The organism is Methylomonas sp. BG-2, from assembly GCF_057766305.1.
In genome coordinates, this window is the sequence record NZ_JBYMAP010000139.1 from 1 (window position 1) to 11430 (window position 11430).

Genomic DNA, 11430 nt, shown 5'->3' on the forward strand with positions numbered 1-11430 from the left:
GGCCGTCGGTCAACAGCGCGCAGGCCTTGCCCAAGCCCTTGGATTTGATGTAGCTGGTCGGATACAGCATTTCCTGCATGCCGGGGCCGCCCTTAGGACCTTCGTAGCGCACCACCACCACGTCGCCCGCGACCACTTTATTGGCCAAGATATTTTCCACCGCCTCGTCCTGAGACTCGACGACGTGAGCGTTGCCTTCGAACACCAGCAAGCTGTCGTCGACGCCAGCGGTTTTCACAACGCAGCCATCCAGCGCGATGTTGCCGTGTAGCACCGCCAAGCCGCCTTCCTGGCTGAAGGCATGCTCGAAGGAGCGGATGCAGCCCTCGGCGCGGTCGGTGTCCAGACTGGGCCAGCGGGTGTTTTGGCTGAACGCGACTTGGCTGGGGATGCCGGCCGGTCCCGCCAGGTAAAAGGTTTTAACCGGGTCGCTGGGATTGCCGGCAATGTCCCACTGAGCCAACGCTTCGCCTAGAGTTTTGGCGTGGACGGTCGGCACGTCGGTGTGCAGTTTGCCGGCCCGGTTCAACTCGGCCAGAATTGCCATGATGCCGCCGGCGCGATGCACGTCTTCGATGTGGTATTTGTTGGTGTTAGGGGCCACCTTGCACAACTGCGGTACGACGCGGGACATGCGGTCGATGTCTTTCATCGTGAAATCAATACCGGCTTCTTGAGCCACAGCCAGCAAATGCAGAATGGTGTTGGTCGAGCCGCCCATCGCGATGTCCAGTGCGATGGCGTTCTCGAACGCCTTGAAGCCGACCGAACGCGGCAATACCGATTCGTCGTTGTGCTCGTAATACTGTTTGGCCAGTTCGACGATGCGGCGGCCGGCTTGCTTGAACAATTGTTCGCGGTCGGCATGGGTGGCGACCACGGTGCCGTTGCCCGGCAGGGACAGGCCCAGCGCCTCGGTCAGACAGTTCATCGAGTTGGCGGTGAACATGCCGGAGCAGGAACCGCAAGTCGGGCAGGCAGAACGCTCTACCGCCGCCAAATCGGAGTCCGAGACTTTGCTGTCGGCCGCCATCACCATCGCGTCGATCAGGTCCAGTTTTTTGATGTCGTCCGAGCCGGCCAGTTTGGTCTTGCCGGCTTCCATGGGTCCGCCGGAGACGAAAATCACCGGAATGTTCAGGCGCATCGCCGCCATCAACATGCCGGGGGTGATTTTATCGCAGTTGGAGATGCAGACCAGCGCGTCGGCGCAATGGGCGTTGACCATGTATTCGACGCTGTCGGCGATCAAGTCGCGGCTGGGCAGGCTATACAGCATGCCGTCGTGGCCCATGGCAATGCCGTCGTCCACCGCGATGGTGTTGAATTCCTTGGCCACGCCGCCGGCTTGTTCGATCTCGCGCGCCACCAGTTGCCCCAGGTCTTTCAAATGCACGTGGCCGGGCACGAATTGGGTGAAGGAGTTGGCTACCGCGATGATAGGCTTGTCGAAATCGCCGTCCTTCATGCCGGTGGCGCGCCACAATGAACGGGCGCCGGCCATGTTACGGCCGCGGGTGGTGGTGTGTGAACGATAGCTAGGCATGGTGGTTCCAAAAAATGAAAGGCCGTAAGAGCCCGATAAAGTCAAAACAGCTTAGGTGCCGAATCAAGCCAAGCCCTCCTCGGACTTGTCGGCCCCGGACGATGTTCGGCGCTGGCTTCGGCTCCTAGTCTGATTCATGGCCCGCACGCGATTCGCGAGCGAGAGGGCAAGCGGATTAAAACGTATCCCAGCCGCTGGAGCGGCGGCGCCAGCTGAGTTTGGGCAGAATAAAACCGAGCAGCACGCCGAATAAGGACAGGCCGCCGCCGTACAAAAACCAATCCTGATTGGTGCTGTCGGCCAAGGCCTGGTTTTCGCGTTTTAATTGCTGCAATTCCCGTTCGACGCTGACCACGCGTTCTTGCAACTGATCGCGCTGCTGCTTGAGTTGGATGGCGTTGGCGGCGGTTTGTTGCAACTCGCTGAGATCGGCGCTGAGTTTGTCGCGTTCCTTGCCGATTTCCAGGCTGCCGGCTTGGGCGGCCTTCAGTTGTTTGTTTTCCTCGGCCAAGGCTTCCAACTTTTTATTGGCCGCTTCCAGCTGGCCGCGCGCGCTGGGTTCGCCGGTCAGGTAGCGGCTGAGGATGAAGCCTTCGGCACCGTTGTTGGTCTGGATATAGGTGTAGCCGTTTTCGGTGCTGTCGCCCAGCACCGTGACCAGCGCGCCGTTTTCCAGCATTTTGACAATCTTGGTGCGCTCGCTCTCGCCGCTACGCAACGGCACTTCGACTTTGTCGGTCACGTAAGCCGTGCGGGCTTCGGCGATGCCGCTGAACAATAGGCAGGCGGAGAGGTAGGCAAGGTTTTTTTTCACAATAACTCTCAAGGTTGGTCCGAGGTAGCCCGCGATTCTAGCGAAATTATCGGCCGATGAGAAATTCCAGTAAGGCCTTTTGAGCGTGCAAGCGATTCTCGGCTTCCTGAAAAACCACGCTTTGCGGGCCATCGATGACCTCGGCGCTGACTTCCTCGCCGCGATGGGCCGGCAGGCAGTGCATGAACAGCGCATCCGGATGGGCCGCCGCCATCACTTCGGCGTTGACTTGATAATCCCGGAATGCCACTTCGCGGTGTTTTTGTTCTTCTTCCTGACCCATGCTGGCCCAGACATCGGTGACGACCAGATCGGCACCGGCCGCGGCCAGCACCGGGCTTTCGAAAAACGCCACGCGCTGACCGGCGGCATCGACGATAGCTTGATTCGGCCGGTAATCGAACGGGCAGGCGATGCGCAGATTAAAATCGAATTGGCGGGCGGCGTTGATATAGGAATGGCACATATTGTTGCCGTCGCCGATCCAGGTCACGGTTTTGCCGGCGATGTCGCCACGCTGCTCGAAATAGGTCTGCATGTCCGCCAGCAATTGGCAGGGATGTTTCAGATCGGTCAAACCGTTGATCACCGGTACTCGCGAATATTGGGCAAACGTCGTGACGGTTTCGTGCTTGTGAGTGCGCAGCATGATGCAGTCCACCATGCTGGAGATCACGCGAGCGCTGTCTTCCAGCGGTTCGCCGCGGCCAAGCTGGGTGTCGCGCGGCGACAAGAACAGCGCGGTGCCGCCGAATTGGGCCATGCCGGCCTCGAACGAAATCCGGGTGCGGGTCGAGGATTTCTCGAAAATCATCGCCAGCACTTTGCCTTTCAGCGGTTGGTAATCCGGATCGCGGTGCTGCTTGAGGGCGATGGCTCTGTGGATCAGGGCGCGGAGCTCGGCGCTGGATAGATCCAGCAAACTGGTGAAATGTCTGGGTTGCATCGTGGATTACCTGCTGAATTCCTGAATGAGTGCCGACAAGGTCCCGGTCAGCATGGCGATTTGCGCGTCGTCGATCACGAACGGCGGCAGTAAACGAATCGTGTTGTCGGCGGTGACGTTGATCAACACCCCTTGTTCCAGCGCCTTGCCGACCAGTTCGCCGCAGGGACGATCCAATTCAACGCCGATCATCAAACCCTTGTGGCGAATCGCGACCACGTGCGAATTGCCGGCCAGAGCCTGGCTCAGCGCCGCGTGGATTTGCGCGCCCTTGGCCTCGACGCTGTCGATCAAGCCGTCGGCGGTGACGGTATTCAGTACCGCCAACGCCGCCGCGCAAGCCAGCGGATTGCCGCCGAAGGTCGAGCCATGGTTACCGGCCGTCAGTACCTCGGCCGCCCGGCCGCGCGCCAGACAGGCGCCGATCGGCACGCCGTTGCCCAAGGCTTTCGCCATCGTGCAAACGTCGGGCAGAATGGCGTTATGTTGATAGGCCAGGAAGCGGCCGGTACGGCCGACGCCGGTCTGGATCTCGTCGAGTATCATCAGCAGGTCGTGGCGGTCGCACAGTTCGCGTATCCGATTTAGATAATCGGGCGCCGGAATATTCACGCCGCCTTCGCCCTGCACCGGTTCGACCATGATGGCCACGATATTGGCGTCCGCCGCCAACTCGGCTTCGATCGCGGCCACGTCGTTATATGCGGTATGGTGGAAACCGGCCAGCAACGGCGCGAAGCCCTGTTTGATCTTGGCGTTCCCGGTCGCGCTCAGCGTGCCCATGGTCCGGCCGTGAAAGCTTTTTTCCATGGTCAGCACCACCGGTTCGTCGATGCCTTTTTGGTGGCCGAATTTGCGGGCGATCTTCAGCGCCGCTTCATTGGCTTCGGCGCCGGAGTTGCTGAAGAACACGTTATCCATGCCGCTCAACTCACACAGGCGGTCAGCCAATTGGGCTTGCAGGCCGACGCCGTAGAGGTTGGAGGTATGCAGCAAGGTTCGGCCTTGCGCGCACAGCGCGTCGGCCACCGCCGGATGGGCGTGGCCCAGGCTGCACACCGCGATACCGGCGACGGCGTCGAGATAGCGTCGGCCGTTGCTGTCCCACAACCAAGCACCTTTGCCGCGCGCGAAGGTGACGGATTGGCGAGCATAAGTCGGCATTAAATGACTGGTCATGGGCGGATTCGCTATCGTTGAGTGGAAACAGGTTTTCTTTAAAAAAAGCGCGCGATTATATTTTTTTGAGGTCTGCTATGCAATGTCTGATTTTTAGGTGGGAAATTTTCCGAGTTCGCCGGGCAAGGCCGGCGGCGTTCTGAAATTCGCCAAGCCGGCGAGGATTCTTGATGGGCGCGGTATCGACGACGTCCTGCCTAGGGCGAGGCGGTTGACGCATGCCGTTAAGCGTTTGCGCTACGGGTTAGAGTGCCGACGCGGACCGCAATCGCCGCCGGGACTGAGCAACGTGGCGGAAGTCGTTGAGCCTGAGACGGACCAGCCGCGGCAAGAACCTCGGCAGTCGCGGTTGAAGCGGATTCCAACGGCGGTGCGAGCGCTCCCAAAATGTCCGATTTATGAGGGTTGTTATAAACCTGTAACATTGATCGATTACAGTCGCTGGCATTTAGGCTCAGCGCTTGGCCGTCGAACAGACGCCAACAAGGGACTCGCTTTGAACGACAACGACTACCTGCTCGACGACAAAAAACACATCGTATCGATACGGCTGAATAATTTCGACCGGGTCGCGGTGCGCACGACGGCGGCGCGCTTGTTCGTCCGGGAATCGGAGTTGTATCGGTTCGCGGTTTACCATTTGCTGCACCGCCTGCACAAATTGCACGACGATACCTGCGTCGGTAGCGATTTGTTGCCGTTGTTCCTGGAGTTCAAGGACGAAATCAACAGCCAGTTGGGCTTGAACAAGCATCAAATGTTCAAGATCTTCAACAGCCGTACGCCCGATCCCAACAAGTTCGTGGCGATGGCCGACATCGAACTGCTGTTGTTGCCCCTGCACGCGGTCAGGCAGCGCCTCCAGCAAATGCCCGACGCGGCCGATCAGCGCCAAACCGATACCTACGCCTGGTTGTTCGCCTATTTGCGCGAGAAATACCAATTCCGCGAAAGCGAATTCCATGGCTCCCAGTTAACGTCGTTGGAACCGGACGACGGCACGGCCGACTGATCGCTCACCCCGCCGCCGCGAATTCCCGGTGCCAGGCCACGAAGTCGCCGGGCGCCAAGGGCCGGGCGAAGTGATAGCCCTGTACTTCGTGGCATTGATGGCTTCTGACGCATTCCAGCTCGTCCATGTTTTCGACGCCCTCGGCGATGGTTTCCAGGCCCAGGCTGTTGCCCAGCGCGATGATCGCCTTGACGATGGCTTCGTTAGCCGGCGTGTTTCGAATGTCGCGGATAAACGATTGGTCGATCTTGATTTTGTTGATCGGAAAGGTGCGTAGATAACTCAGGCTGGAATAGCCGGTGCCGAAATCGTCGATGGCCAGTGTCACCCCCAACGCCCGCAATTCGCCGAGGGTTTGCGCGGCGCGTTCGGCGTGGGTCATCACCGCGCCTTCGGTGAGCTCCAGTTCCAGATGCTCGGGAATCATACCGGTGTCCGCGATCAACTGCGCCACTCGGCCGGCGAAACCGGGCTGTTCGAATTGCTTCGCGGAAATGTTGACCGACATCCGCAACGCCGGCAGGCCGGCCGCGATCCAGCTCAGGTGTTGCTGGCAAGCCTGGCGCAGCACCCAGTCGCCGATGCCGTGAATCTGGCCGGTTTCCTCGGCGATGGGTATGAACTCGGCGGGCGACACCGCGCCCAGGGTCGGATGGTGCCAGCGCAGCAAGGCTTCGACGCCGACGACGCGTTGATCCTTCAGTTGAATCTGCGGCTGATAGTGCAACGAAAATTCGCCGTTGCTCAGGGCGCCGCGCAATTCCGCTTCCAGTTGCATGCGTTCGCGCAAGCCGTCGTCGAAGTTTTCCGAGTACAGCGCGTAGCGGTTGCGGCCGAGTTGCTTGGCTTGATACATCGCGGCGTCGGCTTTGCGGATCAAGCCTTCCGCCGAGCTGTCGTGCCGCGGATACAAGACGATGCCCATGCTGGCCGTGACTTGCAAGGCGTGGTCGTACACCGCCATGGGCTGGTCCAGCGCGGCGACAATATGGTCGGCAACGGTGACGGCCGCGGCCTCGCCGTCCAGATTGGGCAAGATGATGACGAATTCGTCGCCGCCCAGCCGCGACACGGTATCGCTTTGCCGAACGCACTGGGTCAGACGCTCGGCCACCGTTTGCAGCAGGCGGTCGCCGACGCTGTGGCCCAGACTGTCGTTAATGTATTTGAAGCGGTCCAGATCGACGAAAATCAGCGCCAGCATTTGTCCGCCGCGCAGCGCGCCGCGGCAGGCGTGTTCCAGTCTGTCCTTGAACAGCAGCCGGTTGGGCAGACCGGTCAGTTGATCGTAATGGGCCAGCAAGTACAAATCGCGTTGCTTGCGCTGGGTGATTTCCTCCAGCAGCGCGTGGCCGGTCGCCATGCCGGCGTAGGCGCCGTCGCGCAGAATGATGAAACCGTTGACCATGTGGCGCATCCCGGCATCGATGATGATCCGCGCCACGTCGTCGATGCCGGCGTTGATGTCGACGACGATGGGATTGGCGTCCATGATCTCGGCGATGCGCTTTTTGTGCAACAAATCGCGGGCGAACGGCCGCAGAAAGATTTCGATGATCCGGCCCCGATCCATAATCCCGACCGGCATATGATCGGCATTGACGATGGCGACCGCCGGCAAGTCTTCGTGGCGGATGAAATGATCGAGCACATCCACGCAACGGCTGTTCCAGGCGATCGGTTCGACATGGCTCAACAGGCGTTTGACGGTCGCGGTTTGGCTTGGCGTCTCGTCCAGCGCCTGATCTTGACGGTGTTTGCGGGCATCGTTGAGAGCCAGTTCGATGGAATGAATCGGAAACAGCATGGGGCAGGCTAGGGCGGCAGCGGCGACAACCCAGTTTACGAGCGCGCCGTTACGATTTTATGACGCGTGGCGGACTGGACAGGCGCCGGCGGCTTGGCTATGCTCCGCGCCTGTTGCCGCCCATGCCAGGAGTTGTCCCATGCCCATCAGTCCCGCGATGTTTCCCGAGTTGATCCACGCCGTTCAGGCCGATATCGCCGCCAACGCCGAGGCCGTCACCGAGCTGGACCAGGCGATCGGCGACGGCGACCACGTTTTCAATCTGCAACGCGGCTTGCAGACGCTGGCCGAACAGGCCGACGCTATCGCTCAATTGGAATGGCCGGCGGCCTGGCAAAAAATCGGCATGACGGTGATGGCGGCGGTCGGCGGGGCGTCCGGATCGTTGTATGCCACCTTGTTCATCGCGCTGCACAAACACAGCCAGGACAGCTCGTTGACCGGCTTCGCGGCGGCCTTCGCGGCGGCCGTCGAGGCGGTCAAGCAACGCGGCAAGGCCGATGTCGGCGAAAAAACCATGTTGGATGTTTGGGTGCCGGTGGCGCGGGCCTTGCAACAAGACGCCGAAGCCGGCAAGCCGTTGGCCGAATTGCTGGATCACCTTTGCGAAGTCGCCGCCGCCGGCGTCGAAGCCACTCGAGACATGCTGGCGACCAAGGGCAGGGCCTCGTTTTTGGGCGAACGCAGCTTGGGCCATATCGACGCCGGCGCCAAGACCGCGCAATTGATCGTCGCGGCGCTGGCCGGCGTGTTGAAAGCGGCCTAGTTTTTGGAGTCTCGAATCTCGATTCGGCGCCGTTTGGTCAACAGCCCCAGCGCAATGCGGCGGTATTGACCGGCGCGTCCCACAGTTTCAGCATTTCCTCGTCCAGCAAGGTCAGCGTCAGCGAGGCACCGGCCATATCCAGCGAGGTGGTGAAATTGCCGACCAGCGAGCGTTGCACGTTCAATCCGCGCCGGCCGCATTGCCCATGGGCCAACTCGTAAAGCAAATGCAGTTCGATTAACGGCGTGCCGCCGAAGCCGTTGACGTGCAGCAGTACGTTTTGGCCGGCGGCCGGCTGTAACTCGTCGAATAGATGTTGGGTCAATTCGGCGACGATGCGGCTGGCGTCGGTCAGTTTGACGGTTTCGCGGCCGCGCTCGCCGTGGATACCGACGCCCATCTCGATTTCGTCGGCGCCGATCGCAAAGGTCGGGTGGCCCAAGGCCGGCACCGTGCAACTGGTCAACGCGACGCCCAGCGAGGCGGTGGCGGCTACCACCCGTTCGCCGAGTGCTTTGCAGGCGGCCAGATCGTAGCCTTGCTCGGCCGCCGCGCCGACGATTTTTTCGACGAGGGTGGTGCCGGCCACGCCGCGCCGGCCGATACTGTGGGTCTTCGGCAGCGAAATATCGTCGTTGACCAGTACGCTGGCGTTGGGGATGTCCAGCATCTCGCCGGCCATTTCGAAATTCATCACGTCGCCGGCGTAGTTTTTGACGATAAACAATACCCCGGCGCCGCCGTTGACGGCTTGGGCCGCGGCCATCATTTGATCCGGCGTCGGCGAGGTGAAGACCTGGCCGGGGCAGGCGGCGTCCAGCATGCCGAAACCGACGAAGCCGCTATGTAGCGGTTCATGGCCGGAGCCGCCGCCGGAAATCAACGCCACCTTGCCCGGCTTGGCTTGTTTGCGGTAGACGAAATTGGGATTTTCGTTCAGGACCACGAGGTCGGCATGGGCCTTGGCGAAGCCGCGCAAACTGGTGGTCAGCAGCGTGTCCGGACTGTCGATGAATTTTTTCATGATCGCTCCTTGAGTTTGAATAGCTTAAGCCAGTTCGCGCAGCATGCGGGTTACGTCGCGGATGTCGGGTACGACCCAGGTTGGACCGTAGTCGGTGGCTTCCACGTCCTTTTCGCTGGAGACGCCGGTCAGAACCATCAGGCTACGAATGCCGGTGCGCACCGCGCCGAGGATGTCGGTGTCGAGCCGGTCGCCGATGGCGATGGTCTGAGCCAGCGGCGCGCCGAGCAATTCAATGGCTTGCCGGTAAATGATGGGCTCGGGCTTACCGATAATCATCGGTTGGATGCCGGTTGCCGCGGTCAGTGCCGCCAGAATCGCGCCGTTACCGTGGGTGATGCCGTGCTCGGTCGGCAGCGAGATGTCGCCGTTGGTGCCGATGAAGTGGGCGCCGGCCCGCAGGTTGAGGGTCGCGGTCGCCAGTTTGTCCCAACTGATCTCCCGGTCCATGCCGCAAACCACTAAATGGGCGTGTTGGTCGGGTCCGGTTTCGTAGAGGCCGGTTAGCGTAAAACCGAGGTCTTGCAGCGGTTTCCAGGCGCCCGGACCACCGATCACGTAGGCGCGAGTGGTTTTGGGGGCGTAGCGCTGAGACAGATAGAGCGCGGTCGCCATGCCCGAAGTCAGAATTTCGCGCTCTCGGACCTCAACGCCCATTCTTGCCAGCTTGGCAACGTATTGTTCGGCGGTCATGCTGGCGTTGTTGGTCGCCAAAATGAAGGGCAGCGCTAGATCGCGCAAGGTTCCGAAGAAGTCGGTCAGGCCGGCTTGCGGTTGGTCGCCGTGCCAGAGCACGCCGTCCATATCGATGATCAGTGCGCGAATGTCGGTAAATGCTTGCATAAAACTCTCGGTCTTTTTAATTTTTTTAAGTTGCCGGGGACTTCCGAATCGGGACGGTTCGGCCCTTTCCGCGTCGGGCGGAATGGGCGTCGGCGCGCGGTGGCAAAGAATTGCACAATCATTGCTCGCCTGTCCAGTTTAGCCGGGAACCGCGTTTTTTCTTGACTTGCCATCGATAACCTAGTTTAATGCGCGGCTCTTGACGCCCAGGTAGCTCAGTCGGTAGAGCAGAGGACTGAAAATCCTCGTGTCGACAGTTCGATTCTGTCCTTGGGCACCACGAATACCAAGGCCTTGCAGCAATGCAAGGCCTTTTTTATTTCCGGCGAATGGCTCTTTGCGCCGGATGCTGCCATTGCCAAATCACCCCAAATCCCGGATTCCGAGCGGCGTCTTTTGTCGAAGGCCGCAATACGGGTGCCCGCCCGATATGGTTTTCGGACATTATGGGTTTCCCCAGCGATCGCCTTTCCCGCGCCTGGGGAAAGGCGATCGCGGGGCGAAAAATAATCGGCGGGGCGATGGCTTCCGCGGACGACTTGAGCTAAAAGCGCTCGAGATGCGGCAACTCCTCATCCAAGCCGGATGGGTGCGGGTGGCGGGGTAGCGTTGGACCGCGTTTTGCCGACAAAGGCTGGTCATGCGGCGCCGGTTTGCCGGATATGGCGTTAAAACGACGCTGATGACCGGCCGAGTTGGCGATTTTGAAAAAGCCCATCAGCCTTTGCAACTGCTCGGCTTGATCGGTCATTTCCGCGGCGGTGGCGGCCAATTTCTCGCTGGCGGTGGCGTTTTGCTGAGTAATCCGATTCATTTGGCTCATTGCGGTATTCACTTGATTGACGCCGGCCGACTGTTCCCGCGAAGAGGTGACGATTTCCTGAACCAGATCGGAAGTCTTGGCGATGCTGGGGACGATGGCGTTCAGCAAACGGCCGGCGCGTTCGGCGGTGTTGACGCTGGTTTCCGCCAATTGGCCGATTTCCTGGGCCGCGACTTGGCAGCGTTCGGCCAATTTGCGAACCTCCGCCGCGACCACCGCGAAGCCCTTGCCGTGGTCGCCGGCCCTGGCCGCTTCGATGGCGGCATTCAAAGCCAACATATTGGTTTGATAGGCAATGTCGTCGATGATGCCGATTTTGCCGGCAATGCTTTTCATCGCTTCGACGGTCTGCTCGACCGCCGCGCCGCCCTCGATCGCTTCTTGCGAGGCTTTGGTGGCCATGCCGTCGGTGACCTTGGCATTGTCGGCGTTCTGGCTGATGCTGGTCGCCATTCGTTGAATGCTGGAATCCGTTTTTTCGACGCTGGTCGCCTGTTCCTTGGCGGCTCGCGACAGCGATTGCGAGGTGGTGCTGATTTGCCGCGACGCGTTGTCCAGCCGATTCGCGGAGGTAATGACGTCGGTAATGGTCTGCGACAGTCTGGCGATCGTGTTATTTACCGCGCCCTTGAATTCGCCGAGCTGGCCTTGGTAGCGGCCGTTGACGCTA

At 60.5% G+C, this 11430-nt stretch carries 10 protein-coding genes and 1 tRNA gene; 3 read left to right on the plus strand and 8 right to left on the minus strand.

What is annotated here, in order from left to right; translation table 11 throughout:
• The 4 genes from ilvD to AC3B8H_RS13780 all read right to left on the minus strand — a co-directional run.
• Positions 1–1546: dihydroxy-acid dehydratase (gene ilvD / locus AC3B8H_RS13765; RefSeq protein ID WP_488442119.1), on the minus strand; the 1546-nt coding region annotated here is incomplete at its 3' end.
• A 175-nt stretch (positions 1547–1721) separates the two neighbouring features.
• Positions 1722–2360: a TIGR04211 family SH3 domain-containing protein gene (locus AC3B8H_RS13770; RefSeq protein WP_488442120.1), complete on the minus strand. Its 639-nt coding sequence runs from the start codon at positions 2358–2360 to the stop codon at positions 1722–1724.
• Positions 2361–2406: 46 nt separating this feature from the next.
• Positions 2407–3306 (minus strand): ornithine carbamoyltransferase, encoded by a 900-nt coding sequence (argF, locus tag AC3B8H_RS13775; protein WP_488442121.1) that lies wholly within the window; start codon positions 3304–3306, stop codon positions 2407–2409.
• A 6-nt stretch (positions 3307–3312) separates the two neighbouring features.
• Positions 3313–4485, minus strand: coding sequence for an acetylornithine/succinylornithine family transaminase (locus AC3B8H_RS13780; RefSeq protein ID WP_488442122.1), 1173 nt, complete (start codon positions 4483–4485; stop codon positions 3313–3315).
• Positions 4486–4981: 496 nt separating this feature from the next.
• Between AC3B8H_RS13780 and AC3B8H_RS13785 the strand changes: the two genes are divergently transcribed.
• On the plus strand, positions 4982–5497 hold the full coding sequence (locus tag AC3B8H_RS13785; RefSeq protein WP_488442123.1) for a hypothetical protein: 516 nt from the start codon (positions 4982–4984) through the stop codon (positions 5495–5497).
• A 4-nt stretch (positions 5498–5501) separates the two neighbouring features.
• Here the strand turns inward: AC3B8H_RS13785 and AC3B8H_RS13790 are convergent, their stop codons facing one another.
• On the minus strand, positions 5502–7304 hold the full coding sequence (locus AC3B8H_RS13790) for a putative bifunctional diguanylate cyclase/phosphodiesterase (protein ID WP_488442124.1): 1803 nt from the start codon (positions 7302–7304) through the stop codon (positions 5502–5504).
• A 139-nt stretch (positions 7305–7443) separates the two neighbouring features.
• Between AC3B8H_RS13790 and dhaL the strand changes: the two genes are divergently transcribed.
• On the plus strand, positions 7444–8070 hold the full coding sequence (gene dhaL, locus AC3B8H_RS13795; protein ID WP_488442125.1) for a dihydroxyacetone kinase subunit DhaL: 627 nt from the start codon (positions 7444–7446) through the stop codon (positions 8068–8070).
• A 37-nt stretch (positions 8071–8107) separates the two neighbouring features.
• On the opposite strand, the gene dhaK is transcribed toward dhaL, so the two are convergent.
• Positions 8108–9094 (minus strand): dihydroxyacetone kinase subunit DhaK, encoded by a 987-nt coding sequence (gene dhaK / locus AC3B8H_RS13800; RefSeq protein WP_488442126.1) that lies wholly within the window; start codon positions 9092–9094, stop codon positions 8108–8110.
• A gap of 24 nt (positions 9095–9118) precedes the next feature.
• Positions 9119–9937 (minus strand): HAD-IIA family hydrolase, encoded by an 819-nt coding sequence (locus AC3B8H_RS13805; protein ID WP_488442127.1) that lies wholly within the window; start codon positions 9935–9937, stop codon positions 9119–9121.
• A 204-nt stretch (positions 9938–10141) separates the two neighbouring features.
• Between AC3B8H_RS13805 and AC3B8H_RS13810 the strand changes: the two genes are divergently transcribed.
• Positions 10142–10217, plus strand: a tRNA-Phe gene (locus AC3B8H_RS13810).
• Between the two features lie 264 nt (positions 10218–10481).
• Here AC3B8H_RS13810 and AC3B8H_RS13815 read toward each other — a convergent pair.
• Positions 10482–11430: methyl-accepting chemotaxis protein (locus tag AC3B8H_RS13815; protein WP_488442128.1), on the minus strand; the 949-nt coding region annotated here is incomplete at its 5' end.